The following is a 19139-nucleotide window of genomic DNA, read 5'->3' on the forward strand; positions in this document are numbered from 1 at the left end:
ATTTGACTCTACTTGGACCAATTGACCCAGTTATCAGCATAGTCGAGATAGAAGTTCACTCCAAACTCGGACTGCGCATCGAAGCGTACCCAATAGGTCTCGCCGCGGCGAACCTCGCGACGGTAGGCGAGCACAGGGGGATTTTCAGCGAACTCATCGCAACGGATGTCTTCGGAGATGCCACCACCCGCAGTGCCATCAGCCTGAGCAAATCGCGCAAGGTTACTCGAAGGCCGCGCGTCCACCTGAGCCAGGACCACCTCGCCATCCCTAGGTGCCTTGAAGCTCCCCAATGCCCAGACGTCCTCGCCCTCGAACCACGGAAACTCAACGTTCTGACCGCTTGGAAAAAGCTCGAGCCCCACTGCCCCGTCCGCGTTCATGACGTTGGTCTTCTCCGTCAACCGAATCGAGAGACATACATTCTCACCGAGACTCTCCGGCGGGTTCTCATCGCGCGGGTCCTCAACGCACCCGAGACTCGTCAAAGCAACTAAGATAACCATCCATCTAGACATATCTGCTCCTCAAGGCTTTTGGCCTTCCACAACTCGGTCATGACCTGAATAGTCCTTTCGGATCGCCACGTCCACAAACCCGGCATTGCCCAAAATCTCAACGACTTTCGGGCCCTGTGAGAACCCAATCTCCACCAAGAACCAGCCGCCGGCATTAAGGCCCGAAAACGCCTGCTTCGCCAGTGGCCGAATCAAATCGAGCCCGTCAGCACCGGCAAATAAGGCGGACTTGGGCTCGTACTTGAGCACGTCCTCGTCCATCAGATTCTCTTCGTTAGTCGCAATATACGGCGGATTCGAGACCACGAGGTCCCATGGGCCCGGCGCGGCCGCCATCAAATCACTCTTCAAAACCTCAACTCGCTCGTGCAACTCATGCTTCGCGGCATTCTCACGAGTGAGCTCGACGGCACCATCGCTCAGGTCTACCAGGGTAACCTGCGCGCCAGGAATCTCGTGCGCCAGCGTAAGCCCGATACAACCCGTGCCGCAGCCTACATCCAAGATGCTCGGCGTGCCGCCAACCTCAACCAATTCGAGCACGCGCTCCACCAAGATTTCCGTATCCGGCCTCGGAATCAACGCCCTTGAATCGCATTTAAAGTCGAGCGCCCAGAATGCGCGCTCGCCCGTCAAATACGCAACTGGCTCCCGCGCAACGCGCCGCTTGATCAGCGCTCGAAACGCAGCTAACTCGTCTGGGTTGAGCGGGCGGTCCCACTGCATATAGAGCTCCACGCGGCGCAAACCGAGCGTGTGCCCGAGCAAAAGCTCTGCGTCGAGTTTAGGGCTCTCAAGCCCTTTCTCCCCAAAAAAATCAGCGGTCCATTTGATAAGCCGCTCAACAGTCCAAGTTTCACTCATCACTTCTTCTTCGGCCTAAACGCCACAACAACTTCGGGATTCGTGTCTACCAAAGGCCCGCCCATCAGCTCCAAACAATACGGAATCGAGGCGAAAAGTACGTCCAAGATTTCCGCGATCGACTTCGGCTGACCAGGTAGATTCACGATCAGGGAAGTGCCACGAATTGCCCCCACTTGTCTCGAAAGAATCGCAGTCGGCACATAGTTCAACGAAATCTGCCGCATGCGCTCGCCGAATCCAGGTAACTCCTTGTCCGCAACGTCGAGCGTAGCCTCCGGAGTAACATCTCGAGGCGCAGGTCCTGTGCCGCCCGTGGTCAGAACCAAATGGCAAGCGTGTTGATCGATCAACTCCACGATTGCTGCCGAAATTTGCTCGCGTTCATCCGGCACTATACGTGCCAACGTCTCGTAGGGTGTGCTCAGCCCCTTCTCCAACCACGCCACGATTCCCGGGCCACCGCGATCCTCGTATTCCCCAGAAAACGCGCGGTCGCTAACAGTTAATACACCGACTTTTAAGGTCTCCACATCTATCTCCAATCAAAACTCACCTAGTCCTATCGCAAAACTCCGTTTCGTTCGAAGGAAACCAAGAAATCTCAAAAAATTTCTCAACACTTCGCAAAACCGTCCGAAAACATACTTGTAGACCAAAGATGTCTATGTTACTGAAACTTTGTTCAGGCGTTGCCATGTCATATACAGAAGCTTTAAAAACTCATTTCGGGTTCGATGGATTCCGCGGCGGACAGGAAGACATCGTCAATACAATTATGTCCGGGACAAGCGCACTTGCCGTGATGCCGACAGGGGCGGGGAAGAGCCTTTGTTATCAGCTGCCCGCGTGCCTTCTACCGGGTCTCACGGTAGTGATTTCGCCACTTATCGCTCTGATGAAGGACCAGGTGGATAGCGCCAGAGCGCGCGGTTTGAAGGCCTCCTGCATCCATTCTGGGCTCTCGTGGCCGGAACAGCAGCAGGTCCTTCAAGATATCGCGCAGGGCAGGTTGGACCTCATCTACATTGCCCCGGAGCGTTTTCAGAGCGAAGTCTTCCGGGATGCCCTCTCATCCACCACGATAAGCCTGCTCGCCATTGATGAGGCCCATTGCATCAGCCAGTGGGGGCATGATTTTAGGCCGGACTATCTGGAGATCGGGACCTTTAGGAAGTTCCTTAACGAGCCGGTGACGCTGGCGCTGACTGCCACCGCCACGCCGGAAGTTCAGCAAGATATTTTGCGCCAACTCCAGATTCAGAACGCACGCGTGATCGTCTCAGGGTTCGAGCGCGAAAACCTCTTTTTTGAGGTCATCCCGGTGGACTCGGAGGAGTCGAAGATTCGGGTGCTTGAGGAAATGCTCCGCGCACGTGAGGGTCAGGTTTCGGTGGTCTATTGTGCCACTCGAAAACAAGTAGACCTCGTGTCTGGTCGCCTAAAGCGCGCGGGTTTCCTTGTGGGGGCGTATCATGCGGGGCTCAAGGATTTTGAGCGCGAAAGTGTTCAGGACATGTTTATGGCCGGAGACCTGCCCGTGCTCGTGGCTACCAACGCCTTCGGTATGGGCGTGGATAAATCGGACGTGCGGGCGATCGTCCATATGAACTTCCCTGGCAGTGTAGAAGGCTACTATCAGGAGGCCGGGCGCGCCGGCAGAGACGGTGAGCCCGCCTCGTGTACCGTGCTCTACTCACCCAAAGATAAGGGGATTCACCAATTCTTCTTAGATGTCTCCTACCCAAGCGCCACCCTCGTGATGAGTGTGTGGTCGGAGGTCCGTCGCCTCGGTCTTGGTACCCACTCCATTGGTGCGGACGTGATTTCTCGCTATCTGAGCAAGTCGTCTAGAAAAACGGTTTCCCATCCCGGTGCGGTAGAGGCGGCCATGAGAGTGCTGAAGACCGCCGGGCATATTGATTTTGGTATTCGTGATGGGTTTCCTTGGATCGCCTGTCTGGACCTCGCGCGGTCGCGAGACCTGCGCGTGGATTGGGACCAACTCAAGTTGCGAAGGGATATCGCCTACCGTCAAACCCAAGATATGGTGCGCTACTGCGAGTCTCGAAAGTGCCGACAGGTCAACCTTCTGAAATACTTCAAAAGCACTTCGTCTTTTGGCAAACGTTGCGGGCATTGCGATAATTGCACGGGCACCAATGCCCCCGTCGCAAAGCGGCCGCTCGTGGAGATCGAAGACGACTACCAAACCCTTGTGAGAAAGGCCTTGAGCGGGGTGGCACGGTGTAGAGGCCGCGTTCAGGCAGACCTCGTTGCGGCTATGCTTCGTGGGTCAAACGCCCAAAAACTAAGCTCAAAACGGCTGGATCAACTCTCCACTTACGGTATCCTATCTAGCCTGGATGCCCCTAGAATTCATGAGCTCCTGGTGCAATTGGAAGACTACCGGCTTGTCGTAAAGTCTCAGGACTTCCTTGCACTCACACCCGCCGGCGCTGATGTGATGCGCGGTGAAAAGGATGTCCCAGATGGTTTGAGGGCTTCCACGTCTACGAGGGCCAGTTAACACATGCTCATCACCATCCCCGACTACACGCGCCCGTTGAACATTCCCGCGGTTCTATCAGAAACACTGAAAGACCTGCGAGAGAGCGGCACCAACCTGTCTTCCGTCAAAGTGATGGTTGGGCTTGGCCTGCACAGACCACTGACACCCAATGAGAAACAACCGATTCTAGACGTGACGCGAGCGCACGGCTTGGAAGCCTCGCAAGTGCTTGAGAACCATCCCCACGCTCAAGATCTCATCTGCGTTTCCGAAGATCCGCCAGCTTACTTTTCGCCGCACGTAGTCAACGCTCCAGAAATTCTGACGATAGGCGTGGTGGAGCCTCATCAGTACGCGGGCTTCTCGGGCGGGGCAAAAGGCGTGGTCATTGGATGTGGAGGTGCTCGCACGATTCAACACCTTCATAGCCTGAGCATGCTGGCTAGGCCGGGCGTGGGTGTAGGCATCACGCAGGGGAATCCCTTCCTCGAGACCCTTTGGGAGATCGCCGGACTTCTTCCTCCGATTCGTGGGAGATTCTGGGTCCCCGAGGCCAATGGCGAAGGCGGATGGTTTGAAGGGCCCGCAAAAGAAGCGCATCACAACGCTTGTGAGTACGCAAAGACCGTTCATTTTCAGGAAGTCGAACCACAGGATTGGCTGCTTCTGAAGGTGCCGCCTTCAAAAGCGAGCAACTTCTATCAGGCTTCGAGGGCTGCGACCTATGCGGCATTGGTGGCGCGTCCGGCCATCAAACCAGGGGGCTGGATTTTTGTAGAGGCTTCGTGCCCGGAGGGTTTTGGCGCAGGCGAGGGCGAGCGAGCTGCAGCTGAACGGGCTATGCTGGGTGTCGACGAACTTCTTCGGCAGTTACGAAGTCCCTCGCCACCCCAAACTTCGGGTGGCGCTCAGCGAGCCTACGTGCTGGCGTTGGCGTTGGAGAGGGCAAAAATCGGGTTGGTCGGGGCGCCTCGGATTCCGGAACTAGAACATCTGGGTATCCCTCAGTTCGATTCGCTAGAAGGCCTCTGCGAGGGAAGCGGGCTGGTCGTTGACTCACCGTTTCATCGTGTACCCATGTGTACAAGCGGACTCACGGGCTAGGGCTCGTGAATCTGTCTACGAACCAGTTCCGCAAATCGTCTATCAACGTGTACGCGATAGGAACCACGTAGACCGTAAAGATCGTAGCCGTAATCAACCCACCAATCACCGTGCGCCCGAGCGGGGCATAAGGCACACCCACAATCTCGGTGGCTCCGATCGCCATCGGAATGAGGCCGCCAATCGTGGTCATGGCCGTCATGGTGATGGGCCTAAGCCTGATACGACCCGCCTCAACCAAAGCCTCGTGGCGGTCTTGGGACGACCGAATCATGATGTTGACTCGGTCGACGAGCACAATCGCGTTGTTCACCACAATCCCCACCAAAATGATCAGCCCAACTCCCGCCATCACATCAAAGGGAGTGCCCGTCGCGTAGAGGATCCAATACGTGCCAAGGAACGCGAACGGAATCGAGAGGATGATCACAAAAGGGAGTACAAAACTCTCAAAGAGAATGCCCATCAGAAGGAACACAAAAATGATGGCCATCCCGAGTGCAAACTGCCTGTCCCGCGCTTCCTGCGCGAGCTGCAGGAATCTATCGCCCTTGCGCACGTTGTAGCCTCGCGGCAGCTCGATCCCCGCCAATTCTCTATCGATCTCTTCCCCAAGAATTTTTAGATCATCGCGGGTCGTCAAAACCTGAATTTCAAGGCGCGCTTGTCCATTCACGCGGCTAATCTCGTTATAGCCAGGCGCAACCTCGCCCTGCGCGAGAATACCAATCGGTAGTCCCGGGCCACCAAGAGGGCTAGGAATCGCAATATTCTCAAGCTCCGCCCGCGTTGTCGTCGCGTCGGCTTTGTTTCGAATCCAAAGCGGTACGTCCTCGCCCTGATAGTTGATGGTCCCGGTTCGTCGGCCTCGCAGCGCGTAGTCAATCGCCCCACCCACCATCAATGGTGATACCCCAAGGCGCTGGCCCAAGTCCGAATCCATCGTGTACCGAAGCTCCGTTGCACGCGCGTCGTCCTCACCCACCAACACGTTCATCACGTCCGGAATCCGCCTCAATCTGAGGGCCACGCCGTTGCCGATCTCAGTCAGCCGCTCAGTATCAGGTCCCTCGATATCTACCGTGACAGATTGCTCCTGGCCCGCACCACCCCAGCCGATGCGCCAATCGCTGCCAGGCATCGTTGGAAAGCCGTCCTTGATCTTCTCAATGACCTCCTCGCGCGACATTTCGCGCTCCGCAGCGTCCTCAAGGAAAAGTCTAAACTGAGGATTGCCCCACTGGCCGCCCATCCGCGTCATCCACGTGCGCACCTCAATGTCTCTTGCATTCTCAGCGACCCACTTTTCGTACTCGTCCAAGAGGCGGACTTTCTCCTCGTAAGTCGTGGTGGACTCAAAATCGAAGAAGATCCGGACATCGTTGATATTCGCCTCGACCTTGTCGGTTTGCTTGATATTGCGAAACGGAATCACGAGCGTGGCCAAACACAAGGTGATGAAGAGCGTGCTCGTCGCGCGATTATGCAGGCACCACGAAAGCGAGTGCGCATAGAGGTCTTGCAGCTTCTCAACCGCCGGTACCGTGGCAACGCTGGTCTCAGTATCAATCCAGGTAGTCGCCAGAGGGATGAACACAAGACTCACCAACAAGCTCGCGGTCAGCGAGATACACACTGGAAATCCAATCTCGCCCAGATAGAACCTAATCGTTTCGGACCCGGACATCAGGACCATCGGCAAGAAAACCACGATGGTTGTAGACGTAGCCACAATGATCGCGAGCCCCACCTCACCAGCACCACGCGGCGCGGCCACGGCAATCGGCTCACCGAGCATCCTGCGCCTTTGAATCGCCTCAGTCACCACGATACTATTGTCCACGACCATGCCCACAGAGAGCATTAGGCCCATCAAACTCAGCGCGTTGAGTGTGACGCCCACGAAGTACATCACCGTGATCGTGATCAAGAGGCTCAAGGGAATGGCCACCGCCGTCACGAGCGTCATGCGCGCCCGACGCAGGAAGAAGAAGAGGATGATGATGGCCAAAAGTCCGCCGAAGAATGCGGTCTCGGCGAGGTTGTAGAGGCTCCCCTCGATGACCTCACCCTGGTCAAAAAAGACGTCGGCTTTGACGTTTTTATCCGGCCCCGACACCTCATTGAGCTTGTCTCGAATGGCACGCGCGGCGTCCACCGTATTGACCTGAGACTCCTTGTAAATGGCCACGATGTAGCCACTCTGCCCGTCAATTCTGTAGATTTCGCGGTCGTTCGCACGGTGTACCCGGACATCGGCCACATCCTGCAGCAAAATCCCGGGACCAATCGGAAGTTCGCGCAGATCCTGTAGGTCTTCTAGTTTGGCCAGCACGCGCAGCGGATAGCGACCGTCGGCCTGGTCTACGGTTCCCGCCGCCAGCGTGAAATTATCGTCCTGCAGGGTCTGAACCAGTTGCGCCACCGAGACGCCCGCCGCGTTCGCCCGCTTATCATCCACCTCAACCACGACCTCAATCGGCCTCAACCCCATCACGTCCACGCGGCTGACCTCGGGCAGCCGCTCAAGCGGCTGAATCAGGTTTTGCCGAATCTCAACATCGGGCTCGCCTTCATTGGACCTGAGCTTTGCCCCGACGAACATGAGCGGGTCCTCATCGGGGTCGAACTTCCAGATCACAAAGCGCTGCGCCTCGGCCGGAAGCTCAGGCTGCACGCGCTCGAGACGGTCCCGGACCTGGTTGTAGGCGTTGGTCATGTCCGTGCCATCCACGAACTGAATCGCAAAACTCGCGTCGGTGGTCTCGGCCCTTGAACGAACGCGCTGAACGTTTCGAACAGTCCGGAGAATGGACTCCACCGGACGTACGATCTCGCGCTCAACATCAGCAGGTGTGGTCGGAACTGTAGGGACGGTGACGTAGAGGAAGGGCGGGGTAAAACCGGAAGGAAGAAGCTGGAGTGTAATTCTCGAGAGCGTAATTGCCCCGATGACGATACTCGCCACAAGGAGCATGGCCACCGTAACCGGCCGCCGAACGGCCAGCGCAGGCAAAAAGAAATTTGGCTCCTTCACTCCATCTCCACGTTCCACTGTTCCAGAAGCTCGCCGGTCAGACGCAGCACGCCCATATGCGCAAGCTTCACATCGAGTTCGGTCTGCGCGGCGCGAATCTCCGCGTCTTGCAGCGTGCGCTCTAGCTCCATCACCTCAAGATAACTCGCTAGCCCACCCGCATATTTCAAATTCGTCGCCTCAAGGTTCTTTCTGGCCAGCCGAACTTCGTCCACGCTCAATTCGGCGCGTTTCTTCTGGGTTTCGTAAAGTCGAATAGCCTGGCGAACCTGTCGCTCGATCTGGAGCTCCGCCTCGGTATACCGCCATCGCGCACGTTCCACGGCTATCTCGTCCGCCTCCAGCTGAGCTGTGGCGAGCGTATTGTCTAAAGGCATCACGAAGTTCAGGCCCAGGAAGAGGCTCGTGTAATCCAGAGTCGCAATCTGAGTGAACGAAGGAGCCACCTCTTCGGACAACGAGCGCTGAGACAAGCTCGCCACCGCGTCGAGCTGCGGTTCGGTCTGGTTTTCGCTTCGAACCAAATTGAGCTCCGCACTTCGGAGCTCTTGGCTCAGCAACAAAAGCTCAGGATTTGATTGGCGCGCACGCTCCAACACACTTTCAACGCTAAAACTATCGCGCGGTGTTTCGCCGAACTCAGGCGCAACCGGCTCGGCCCCAGGGCTCTTGCCCATAGACACCTGCAAGGACTCCCAGGCGTCGAGCACCTGCGCCTCCGCCAGAATCAAGGCTTGCTCGGCTTGAGACACGCGTTGACTGACGATATCGCGCTCCAACTCAGCGAGCTGGCCGGCCTCGATCTGAGCGAGCGTGAGGTCGCCAAAATCCTTCGTGCGCCTCAAACTCGCCCGCAACGCTTCGGCTTCGTTGGTGGCTCGCGAGTACGTCCAATAGGCGTTCAGCACGTCCACCACAAGATCCTGAGCGGCCCTCGCCTGTGTGAGCCTCGCCACATCGAGCTGAAGGCGAGCTGCCGTTTCAGGCAATTCGTTGACCTCGGTACCGAAGTTTTTGAGCAGCGGTTGGGTGACCCTCGCCGAGAGATTTCCGCCGTAGTTGGGGCCGATGATTCGGACCTCAGAGATGTTGAAATCCGGCACTGTAAAGGGAATCTCGGCGCGCGAACGATTCCAATCTAGCCGAACGCTGAGCTGCGTTCCGATCACAAATTGTTTAAGGATCTCCACGCCCGCCGTGCCGAAGGTCGATTTGCGCGTTCCGTCTTCGATCACACCCGACGACGGCTGTTCGTCATAGCTCACGCCGACGTCCGCCCGAAGCGTCCACGGACGGAGATTTTCCTGACTCTCCAGACTCTTCTCGGATTCTCTAACCTGAAGGCCAACCTCTTTGAACCGCGGGTTGGTCTTCGCGGCCTGCTCCAAGAGCTCCTGTGGGCTCAGCGCCACGGCAGGCGCGCTCAGCGTCAATCCCAGAATCAAAACACCTAATTTCATGCCTTTCCTTCGGCAACCACTTCACAGAGGGCAGCCAGCCATCGCACGTGCTGGGCCATGAATTCTAACGTCGTAAATTCTTTCTCACTCTCGGGCGCAAAATAACCGGTCCCGAGGTTCGCCACGCCAATCCCGCGCTCCAAGAACGGGTCCACCCCGGTGCCTCCACGGATCGGCTGGATTTGGCTCTCCACTCCGGCCTTTGCACCCGCCGCAAGTGCCCATTTCACAAGCTCTGGGCGCTCCTTAAGATGAGGGCCCATATTGATGTACTGGCTTGAAACCTGAACCTTACGGCTGCCGGCGAGTCGGCGCACGTGTTCCTCGCGCTCCTTGAGCATCTCCGGCGCAAAGTCGCGCAGGCGAATATCGAGACGAAAACCATCTTCCACGGGCAAAATCCGATAGGGTTGCGAATAGCCGTCAAAACCAGAGGAATCCTCGGCGGCGAGCGTGAAACCCGGGTTTGAGTTCAGGAATTCCCAAACAAATCGAAGAGCGTCCGCTGCAGCACTTTGCCCGCGATAGGCCTCGACCTTCTCCATCTTCCACGAGGCGCCACGCACGATATGTGGCCCGACCACGTCCCGCAGCGTCTTTTCAAGCGCCTTAGCGGCATCTTCGTTGTAGGCAATGCAGTGCGCTACGGCATCACAATCACGCATGGAGTCGGACTCGAACCCAATCCACGCGACGGGCGTGCCTTCCAACGCGTTCAAAACCTCGGCCGCAAGACGCGTGGCAGGCCGGTGGCCCTCAGCCCATGCGGTTGCGCCGTGAGTGTTCACGCCGCCAATCGTCAATTTGTAGACTTGGCCGTCCACCGGCGCGAGCCTTCCCTCAAAGAACACCGATGCCGCTGACGCGTTAAAATTCTCGATATTGATCTCGAAAGGGTCCAAACCGTCGATCGTGTAGCCGGAGCGCACGCCGCGCTCAGCCAGGAAATCCGCGACGCTCTCCAAAGCCTCCATGCGCCCAATCTCCTCGTCCGGCCTCGCGATGATATAGAGCCCAGGGTGGCTGAGCTCAGGATTCGCCTGCAAATGCTGGATGAGCGTCATCAAATAGGTAAGTCCGAGCTTGTCGTCGAGCCCAAATGGAGACACGCCGTTCCCAAATACAAGCTCTTGGCCGAGGTACCGACTCAGGGCTGGATAATTCGCAACGCTCACTCTCAAATTCGGGTTCTCAGGGTACGGAATAGCCTCACCGTCCCAAGACGCGAGGCGGTTTAGCGACTCCATCGGTTGCGTGCCCCGCGCTGTGTCTAAATGGACCATCATCGCGATCTCGGGAGCCGTTCCCGAGGCATGACGGGCCGGCCAATACGCCACAGTATTCGCGAACTCGTCACGCGTGACTTGGCCTCCTAGACTGGAGAAAAATTCGGCCAGATACTCAGCTAAGACTGTCTGGCCGGTTGTGCTCGGAATCGTCTCACTGGACTCATCTGACGCGCTCTCGATGGCCACAACTGCTTCAAGGTTCTTGAGGGAAAGCTCTTTTAACTCAGGCAAACTCATGGACGTTCTCGTGTTTCGAGGTATAACGTGAGGGACAATAGCGCGCAGGGGCGTCGTGCGCTAGAGTCGGGGGACGAGCACAAGAAATAAAAACAAAGGATGGAGAGACATGTCTCACGTAGAAGTTGAAAAACAAGGTTGGTTTTCACGAATCAAAGAGTCATTTGGCGGCATATTTGTTGGCCTCTTGATGGTTATCGTCGCATTCCCGTTACTCTTTTGGAACGAAGGTCGCGCGGTCAAACGCGCACAAGACTTGGAATTCGGCGCCGGTTCGGTGCTCACGGTGACCGGCATGCTTCCTGCCAACGACGGAAAGCTCGTTCACATCACGGGTCCGGCAATCCCAGAAGGTGAGCTTACCGACAAAGAGTTCGGGGTTAGCGCGCCAGCCATCAAGCTCGTGCGAAACGTCGAGATGTTCCAGTGGAAGGAGAACGTAAAGACCTCCAAAGACAAGAATATGGGCGGCTCCGAGACTACCAAGAAGGAGTACACCTATGAGACGGCATGGTCCTCAACCGTGGTTGATTCGTCCAAGTTCAAACAGGCTAATGCCCACACCAACCCCAAAAGTATGCCCTATCCGTCCGAGACTTTGACCTCGAGTGTGGTCAAGCTCAAGGATTATGTGCTCGCGCAATCCATCATCGAAAAGGTCCCAGCCGACCAACCTCTGCTTCTCCAAAACGCCAAACTCCCCGAGAATTCGAAGCTTCACGAAGGCTATATTTACATCGGGAAAGACCCGAATATGCCCGATGTGGGCGATGTGCGGATCAAGTTCAGCGTGGCTCCAGCTGGCGAGCTCTCAGTGGTTGGCGGACAAAAGGGCGATGTGCTCGACATCTATACTCACGAAAAGCTCAACAACCCTATCGTACTCTTGGAAAAAGGTGCGAAGACCGCACCTGAGATGTTCGAGGCCGCCGAACAAGCCAACGTGGTCATGACCTGGGTCCTGCGCTTTGTGGGCTTCCTGCTCATGTTCTTCGGCTTCAAGCTCGTCACTCGTCCGATCAGTGTACTTGCCGACGTGATCCCGGCGCTCGGTAGCGCCGTGGGATGTGCTTCCGGCTTCGTGTCGTTCTTTGTCGCGGGCGCGCTCTCGCTGATCACCATCGCTATCGGCTGGATCTTCTACCGTCCTCTGATCGGCATCCTGCTCTTTGTGATAGGCGCCGCGCTCATCGGCGGAGCGGTGTTCTTCTTTATGAAACAGAAGAAGGCTGCCGCAGCAGCATAAGGCCGCGTAAGACAGCGGTTTGCGTAATCGCCTGGGGTTCGCTATGATGCCCAAGCAAGTACATCGGGGAGTTATCTACGAGACGGAGGGAACATGAAAAAACTATTCTTAATAATGGCGGCTGCAGGCCTTTGGGCATGCGGCGACGCGCAAGCCCCAGCACAAGACGAGGGCGAGGCGTGTGAAGGACCTTCGGATGCCCTCATCTGCCAGGCCAGAGGCGCAAATTGCGGAGTGGTGACTCTCGTAGATTTTTGCGGTGTAGAGCGCACCGTAGACTGCGGTTCAGATTGCAGCTGCACCCCTGAGTCTGATGAAGAATTCTGTGCAAGTCATAACCGGTCTTGCGGTGAATATGATGCAAGGGATAACTGCGGTCAGACGAGAGAGGTCGATTGTGGCTCGTGCACCGGCTCAGATTCTTGCCTCATGCTAAGTGGGTCTAGCCGTTGTTCCGGCCCGAACTCAAGCACAGGATCAACGGCAAGGACTTCCTCGAGTGGCTGTCCTGTGGGCTACGGTGCATCGGGCGGAGGATGCCAGCCCGTGGTCAAGCAACGGGAGAGATACTGGAACAACTGAGACCTCGGGCAAGACTCAAGAAAGACAAAACAAAAGGCCAGTCGCATGACTGGCCTTTTTGGTTTCATCCAGAATTTCTAAGAGATTAGAACTTCATTTGGACGTTGGTACCGAAGCTGATCGCCATGATGTCGGTACCAGGATTCTCAGCGCCTTCAGCAAGGCTTACGAAGCCTGGGAACATCAACTGGAGCGCTACGTCAACGACGTTTCCACCAGCGAGCAAGGTGTATCCTGCGTGGATACCGAATGGGATTGCGCCAGCGTCGGTTTCAAACTCAGGAAGAACAAGTCCGGTTTCGGCTCCAACAAAAATCTTTGGAGTGACGCTTTGAGTAAAGCGAACTGGAATCACAAGGCTCTTGCCGAGCTCGTCTCCAAAGTTAAGTGGGAAGAAGAGACCCGTGTCGAGGCGTGAGTTTCCACCAAAACGGAAGAGGAAAGGAACACCAACATTCAAGCCAAAGTCGAGGCCTTCAGAAATTGGCACCGATGCCGTCAGGCGAACACCAGCGTCGAAGTTTCCGAGGTCCATCGCGTAGGTTGCGAATACAGGAATTGCGGAGATAAGGTCTCCCTCAGCGCCTTCTGGTTGAATAAGCAGAAGAGGAAGCATCACACCTGCTTCGAGCTCCGGGGTAATCCCGTAAGCGGCACCGACATTCATCACACCAGTGCTCAAATCGAGCTCGAAGTCTCCCTCACCGAACACAGCGCGGTTGTAGTTGAAACCCGGGCCATTGCTTCCGAACGCCGAAGCGTTTCCAAGAGCCTGGGTTGAGGTTGGGCCCGCAAGAATGGTCAGGCTTCCCTGAGCTGCGGTCATGTTACGCGCTGCGTACTTACCACCAAGGCCTTCACGGCGCTCAGCAGATGCATCAGCAGTCATCGCAAGAGTAAGAATTGAAACGGTCAATACTTGAGCTAATCTCATCATCTACCTCACAGGTTGGGCCTTCAAATGGCCACAGGTTAGAAAAAACTCATCATTTAGTACTTCTCGACCAGCCTGCTCGCTTGATAACATGTAGTTTGAATCTGTCGATAAAAAAGTTGATCTCATATACAGTTCATGACGCAGGTAGTCATAGGTCTGCCCCCTAGACGAGGCTCGACCGCGCTTTATTCACATCGGTAAGAGAGAAAAATGCGATTTTCGATTCAAAAACACGAAGCCATTGACCTCCACTACGTTTTAAGGCTCGAAGTTGGCGACCAAATCCGGTCCTGGGCGGTCCCCCGCGGCCCCTCTCCAGACCCGCGCGTCAAGCGCCTCGCCATTCCCGTTGAAGAATCTTGCGCGCTAGATTTCGAAGGCATCTATCCCCCAGGAAGCACCGATAAAATCATCGTCTGGGATACCGGCGAGTACACCCCTTTTGAACTCGATGGCGAGCCGATGTCGGTGGAGGAAAGTCTGAGCGAAGGTAAATTAGAGTTCACGCTGCACGGCCAAAAACTCCAAGGTGGCTTCCAACTACTCCGAATCGACGACCCCGACGAGCGCTGGCTCCTCATGAAAAATAGCGACGAGAAAGCCACGAGCCGACGAAACCCGGTAGTCTCACAACCACTCTCCGTGGTATCCGGGCGCGACGTCAGCGAAGTGAAAGAATGATTGAAATAGAGCGCGGCTTTCGCCAGGGGGACCTCCTCAACGTACAAATCGAAGGACTCGACCGCGATGGAGTAGGTACCGCGCGGCTTCGTGTGCACCTCAAGCCCCAGAAGGAAGACCGAAGCTATACCGTCCGAGTCCCGCAATCGGTCCCGGGCGATGAGCTCGCCGTGGAGGTCACCTCGGTCAGGCGGCGCGACGTCTTCGCTAAGATTAATGCCATTCAGACGCCTTCTGCGCTGCGCGTGAAGCCTCCCTGCCAACATATCTTAGAGACACCGCCCTGCGGAGGCTGCACCCTGCAAATGGTGGATTATCGCCACCAACTCATGCTCAAAGAACGCGGCATCAAAGAGGCTATGAGCCGCCACGGCATCGACCCGGGGCTGGTGCTCCCGCCTCGGCCGTCTCCCCATGAATGGCGTTATCGCAATAAAATGGAGTTCAGCTTTTCGCCTGGCCCAAATCCGCAAATCGGTTTGCGGCCGGCTGGCTATAAGTTCGATGTCGTCGACCAAAAGACCTGCCTTCTCTTTGGCGAATGGGCCATGGGCGTGCTCGAGCTGGTCAAGGGTTGGGCTGCCCAACACGGCTTTGAAGGCTACCATTTTAAGCGGGGTACCGGGCATCTCAGGGCCCTAATGGTCCGGGAGGGAAAGCGGTCGGGCCAAAGGCTCGTGGAGCTTATGGCAGCGAGTCCACGAGACAAGAATGATGGCATGGAAGAGGCTTTTGAGGCGCTCGCGCACAAGCTCGTTCATGAACATGGAGTCGATGGCGCGCACCTCAGCGAGCATTTTGTGCAGCGCGGCTCGCCAAGTGTAGTGACGCCGCTGATTCAAGTTGGGCAGCTTACGTTTCGAGATTCAATGCGTATTGAAGGGCCGAGTACGATGCGTGAGCTTGAGTTCGATGTGGGACCGCGCGACTTCTTCCAGCCCAATCCAGCGCAGGCGGAGAAGATTTACTCGCACGTGGTGGGCATGGTTCAGAAGTACAGCTCTGTGCTGGACCTCTACTGCGGGACTGGGACGATTGGCCTTGCCATGGCGCCCTTTGTCGATCGAGTGCGCGGCATCGAGCTTGTGCCGACTGCCATCGAGAACGCGCGCAAGAATGCAGAGCTCAACGGCATTGAGAACGCCGAGTTTATGGCGGGCGACGTGGCTGAGATTCTGCCACAATTAGACACCTCCGATGTGGAATGCATCGTGGTGGACCCCCCGCGTGCTGGCTTGCATCCGGATGCCTTGCGGCTCATCGACTTCAGTCAGGCACGCGCGCTCGTGTACGTCTCATGTAATCCCGATTCTCTTGGGCGCGATTTGAAAGTCCTCTCGCGTGGCTGGAGCATCGGCGATATCCAGCCTTTCGATATGTTCCCGCATACGAATCACGTGGAGAACGTGGTGCTCTGCACACGCGGCGGCTAAGCCCGCACCCCCCACCTAAAATTTTGTGCACCTACGCTCTCGGATGTATTTTCGAGGCCGAGCTGGTTTGTTCGGCTGGAGTAGGTTTGCCGCACTTGGAGTATAAATTGTCCACTTGTTGGATAGAGAAGTTGCCGATCGTGGTGGCTAAGTGCTTAGAATTCCGACTCACGGGTCTTTGCGGGCATGGAATGACTATTGCACAACTGTGCGGCGCAAGGGTGTATTGACACTCATAAAGTGGTGTGCCACCTTCCCCGCCCGCTGTTCAGGCGGTGGAAGCTGGTCACAAAGGAAGTTGATAGATGGGTAAACGAGAAGTTGTTCTTCGGATTGTGTCCGACACGCCTCCTCCAAGAGGCGTAGTCGCCGCCGGTCCTGTTCGCGAGCTGGTACCGTACGAAGCTGTATCAAGCCAGCGAACCATTGAGGCATTGCAGGGCTCTTCGCCCATCTTCAAGCTGGACTGGAATGAATCCACGATTCCTCCAAGCCCAAAGGTCCAACAGTCGATCGTGCATCACGTCACGAACGGCCCGGGACTTAACTGGTATCCGGAGCTGAGCTCACGCAGCCTGCTCCTTGCGCTCAGCGATTATACCAACGTTCGGCCCGACCAACTCATGGTCACCAATGGCTCGGACGACGCGCTCCACCTGATTTGCTCCACGTTCCTCGACCACGACGACGAAGTTGTGGTTCCTGTGCCGACCTACAACCACTTTGTAGTCTTCGCACAGAGCAAGGGAGCCAAAATCGTTCCGGTTCAAACCGAGAACCTCTTTGCATCGAATATCGAGGCGATCCGCGACGCAATGACGCATAAGACGCGGCTCCTCTACCTCGTGAGCCCGAACAACCCAACCGGTGTCGTCGCGCACCCAGAAATGATCGAGGAGCTCTGCCAGGACTTCCCGAATACGCTCATCGTCTTGGACGAAGCATATTTCGAGTTCTCGCAGGTCACCGGCATTGGGCTCGTGCAGCGTTTCCCGAACCTGATCGTCACACGAACCTTCTCCAAGGCCTTCGGACTCGCCGGCCTTCGCGTGGGTTATCTTGCGGCGCATCCAGACATTCTGGAAAACCTCAGCCGAATCTACAATCCTAAGAGCGTCAACACACTCGCGCAGATCGGCGCGCTCGCCGCTCTCTCCGATCTCGACTACCTCAACGAGTATCTCGACGAGGTGATCGAGTCCAAGCGGATGCTTCGTGAATTCTTCGCTCAGCGCCAAGGCGTAGAAGCATGGATCACGGCCGCAAACTTCGTGGTTCTGCGGGTTTCCGACGTCAAAGACACCCTTCGCCAGCTCGAAGGGCTCGGTGTCTACGTGCGTGACCGCTCATCCTACCAGGGCATGGAAGGATGTATCCGAATGACAGTTGGAACAGTTGAACAAACTCAACGACTTATCGACCGTCTTTCAAAAGTCTTCCCAGAGAGATAAACCGACGCTTGAGCCTTTGGGTTTGGGTTGCTAAGGTGCCCACCCGAGCTGACAGCCCGGACCAATTCTCCGAGTCTCAGTGACATGTTGTGTTGTACCCGCCACTTTTTCCGTGGTGGGTTTTCTGTTTTCTGGAGACGCCTAAGATGGCTATCAATCAAACTAAGTACGTGTTCGTCACCGGTGGTGTAATCTCGGGCCTCGGCAAGGGACTCACCGCAGCAGCTGTAGGTGCCTTGATGGAGAATCGCGGGCTTAAGTGCTCGTTCATCAAGCTCGACCCCTACATCAACGTGGACCCTGGCACCATGAGCCCTTTCCAACACGGCGAGGTCTTCGTGACCGACGATGGTGCCGAGACGGATATGGACCTTGGGCACTATGAGCGTTTTGCCTCTACCCGGATGACCCGCGACAACAATTTTACAGCGGGCCAGGTCTACGACACCGTGATCACGCGCGAGCGTCAGGGCGGCTACCTCGGCAAAACCGTGCAGGTTATTCCGCACATCACAGACGAAATCAAAGCCCGCGTGCTTAACGCCGCCAAGGGTGCCGACCTCCTCTTTGTAGAGACTGGCGGTACCGTGGGCGATATCGAGTCCCTGCCTTTCCTCGAAGCTGTGCGCCAGCTTCGCCACGAGCTCGGCTACCAGAACTCCGTATGTTTGCACGTCACCCTCGTGCCCTTCATCAAGGCCGCGGGTGAGCTCAAGACCAAGCCGACACAGCACTCGGTCAAGGCGCTGCGCGAGATCGGTATTCAACCCGAATTCCTCGTCTGCCGCACCGAGCACCCGCTCGACGAAGACATCAAGGGCAAGCTCGCCCTTTTCTGTAACGTAGAGAAGGGACACGTCTTTGAGGCCATCGACGCCGAAACCATCTACGAAGTGCCGTTGCTTCTGGCCGAGCAAGGCATAGATCAAAGGCTCTCAGAGGCGCTTAATATCTGGTCGCGCGCCGGGGATCTGCGCGAATGGCGACGCATCGTCTCGCGTATCAAAGAGCCAAAGAATGTGACCAACATCGGTATCGTCGGAAAATATGTAGAGCTCAAAGAGTCCTACAAATCGCTCAACGAGGCGCTCCTACACGGCGGAATCGCCAACGATGCGCGCGTCAACCTGACCTTCATCGACTCCGAAAAACTCAGCAAAGACAATGTGGCTGACACGCTTCATCCATGCGACGCACTTCTGGTTCCGGGAGGATTTGGTGAGCGTGGCGTGGAAGGTAAGATTTTGGCTATCGAATACGCCAGAACTCACGACGTGCCGTTCTTCGGGATTTGTCTCGGCATGCAGCTCATGGCCATCGAGTTTGCGCGCAACGTGTGTGGACTCAAAGATGCGAATAGTACCGAGTTCAAAGAGGCGCCGGAGCATCCCGTCATCACACTCATGGCGGACCAGAAGAATATTGAGAAGAAGGGCGCGACCATGCGTCTTGGTGCCTACCCCTGTAAGCTGAGCGCGGGCTCTAAGGCGCGCGCCATCTACCAATCCGAAAATATCTCTGAGCGCCACCGGCACCGCCTCGAGTTCAATAACGCCTACCGCGAAAAGCTCTCCGAGAACGGCATGTCCTTCTGTGGACAATCCCCTGACGGGCACCTCGTGGAGATGATGGAGCTCCCTGAGCATTCGTGGTTCATCGGCTGTCAGTTCCACCCTGAGTTCAAGAGTCGTCCGACCGCTGCACACCCGCTTTTCGAGAGTTTTGTGAAGGCTGGCGTCGAGCAGAATCAAAGGCGGTAGACCCCTCAAGCCTTGCGTTTGGCGCGTT

Annotated in this window: 15 protein-coding genes; 8 read left to right on the forward strand and 7 right to left on the reverse strand. The window is 56.5% G+C overall.

Translation table 11 applies throughout. The annotated features are described in order from the left end of the window. Positions 1-8: 8 nt before the first annotated feature. From FRD01_RS14055 to mog, 3 genes are read right to left on the reverse strand one after another with little or no spacing between them, the layout of a single operon-like run. Complete coding sequence (locus FRD01_RS14055) at positions 9-518, reverse strand: hypothetical protein (protein WP_146960667.1); 510 nt, start codon at positions 516-518, stop codon at positions 9-11. Positions 519-527: 9 nt separating this feature from the next. Beyond that, entirely contained in the window at positions 528-1382 is an 855-nt protein-coding gene (prmC, locus tag FRD01_RS14060; protein ID WP_146960669.1) for a peptide chain release factor N(5)-glutamine methyltransferase, read from the reverse strand. After that, entirely contained in the window at positions 1382-1915 is a 534-nt protein-coding gene (gene mog, locus FRD01_RS14065) for a molybdopterin adenylyltransferase (RefSeq protein WP_146960671.1), read from the reverse strand. Before mog ends, prmC begins: the two co-directional genes overlap by 1 nt. 164 nt (positions 1916-2079) lie before the next feature. Between mog and FRD01_RS14070 the strand changes: the two genes are divergently transcribed. Beyond that, positions 2080-3912: a RecQ family ATP-dependent DNA helicase gene (locus tag FRD01_RS14070; RefSeq protein WP_249755627.1), complete on the forward strand. Its 1833-nt coding sequence runs from the start codon at positions 2080-2082 to the stop codon at positions 3910-3912. Between the two features lie 3 nt (positions 3913-3915). Continuing rightward, positions 3916-4998 carry a lactate racemase domain-containing protein gene (locus FRD01_RS14075; RefSeq protein ID WP_146960675.1) on the forward strand — a complete coding sequence of 361 codons (1083 nt, stop codon included), beginning with the start codon at positions 3916-3918 and terminating at the stop codon, positions 4996-4998. Here the strand turns inward: FRD01_RS14075 and FRD01_RS14080 are convergent. Genes FRD01_RS14080 through FRD01_RS14090 form a run of 3 tightly spaced genes read right to left on the reverse strand, consistent with a single transcriptional unit; the run spans position 4988 to position 11021 of the window. Then, the gene (locus FRD01_RS14080; protein ID WP_146960677.1) at positions 4988-8035 is read right to left on the reverse strand and encodes an efflux RND transporter permease subunit; all 3048 of its coding nucleotides are present in this window, start codon (positions 8033-8035) and stop codon (positions 4988-4990) included. The genes FRD01_RS14075 and FRD01_RS14080 overlap by 11 nt on opposite strands. Further along, the gene (locus FRD01_RS14085; protein ID WP_146960679.1) at positions 8032-9495 is read right to left on the reverse strand and encodes a TolC family protein; all 1464 of its coding nucleotides are present in this window, start codon (positions 9493-9495) and stop codon (positions 8032-8034) included. The genes FRD01_RS14080 and FRD01_RS14085 overlap by 4 nt, the downstream gene beginning before the upstream one ends. After that, positions 9492-11021, reverse strand: coding sequence for a zinc-binding metallopeptidase family protein (locus FRD01_RS14090; protein ID WP_146960680.1), 1530 nt, complete (start codon positions 11019-11021; stop codon positions 9492-9494). Before FRD01_RS14090 ends, FRD01_RS14085 begins: the two co-directional genes overlap by 4 nt. A 109-nt stretch (positions 11022-11130) precedes the next feature. On the opposite strand from FRD01_RS14090, the gene FRD01_RS14095 reads away from it, so the two are divergent. Together FRD01_RS14095 and FRD01_RS14100 are read left to right on the forward strand one after the other, a co-directional pair. After that, positions 11131-12267, forward strand: a complete 1137-nt coding sequence (locus FRD01_RS14095; protein WP_146960682.1) for a TMEM43 family protein — start codon at positions 11131-11133, stop codon at positions 12265-12267. Positions 12268-12360: 93 nt separating this feature from the next. Further along, positions 12361-12849 carry a hypothetical protein gene (locus tag FRD01_RS14100; RefSeq protein WP_146960684.1) on the forward strand — a complete coding sequence of 163 codons (489 nt, stop codon included), beginning with the start codon at positions 12361-12363 and terminating at the stop codon, positions 12847-12849. A gap of 85 nt (positions 12850-12934) precedes the next feature. On the opposite strand, the gene FRD01_RS14105 is transcribed toward FRD01_RS14100, so the two are convergent. Continuing rightward, a complete protein-coding gene (locus FRD01_RS14105; RefSeq protein ID WP_146960686.1) occupies positions 12935-13786 on the reverse strand; it encodes a hypothetical protein in 852 nt (283 codons plus the stop codon). 210 nt (positions 13787-13996) lie between these two features. Here FRD01_RS14105 and FRD01_RS14110 point away from each other — a divergent pair, with 210 nt between their 5' ends. The 4 genes from FRD01_RS14110 (at position 13997) to pyrG (ending at position 19111) form a co-directional block, all read left to right on the forward strand. Continuing rightward, positions 13997-14467 carry a DNA polymerase ligase N-terminal domain-containing protein gene (locus FRD01_RS14110; protein WP_146960688.1) on the forward strand — a complete coding sequence of 157 codons (471 nt, stop codon included), beginning with the start codon at positions 13997-13999 and terminating at the stop codon, positions 14465-14467. Then, positions 14464-15900 (forward strand): 23S rRNA (uracil(1939)-C(5))-methyltransferase RlmD, encoded by a 1437-nt coding sequence (gene rlmD / locus FRD01_RS14115; RefSeq protein ID WP_146960689.1) that lies wholly within the window; start codon positions 14464-14466, stop codon positions 15898-15900. Before FRD01_RS14110 ends, rlmD begins: the two co-directional genes overlap by 4 nt. A 305-nt stretch (positions 15901-16205) precedes the next feature. Continuing rightward, positions 16206-17351, forward strand: a complete 1146-nt coding sequence (gene hisC / locus FRD01_RS14120) for a histidinol-phosphate transaminase (protein ID WP_146960691.1) — start codon at positions 16206-16208, stop codon at positions 17349-17351. Positions 17352-17497: 146 nt separating this feature from the next. Beyond that, on the forward strand, positions 17498-19111 hold the full coding sequence (gene pyrG / locus FRD01_RS14125) for a CTP synthase (RefSeq protein ID WP_146960693.1): 1614 nt from the start codon (positions 17498-17500) through the stop codon (positions 19109-19111). Positions 19112-19139: the final 28 nt, after the last annotated feature.

The organism is Microvenator marinus (assembly GCF_007993755.1).
Taxonomy (GTDB): Bacteria; Myxococcota_A; Bradymonadia; order Bradymonadales; family Bradymonadaceae; genus Allomicrovenator; species Allomicrovenator marinus.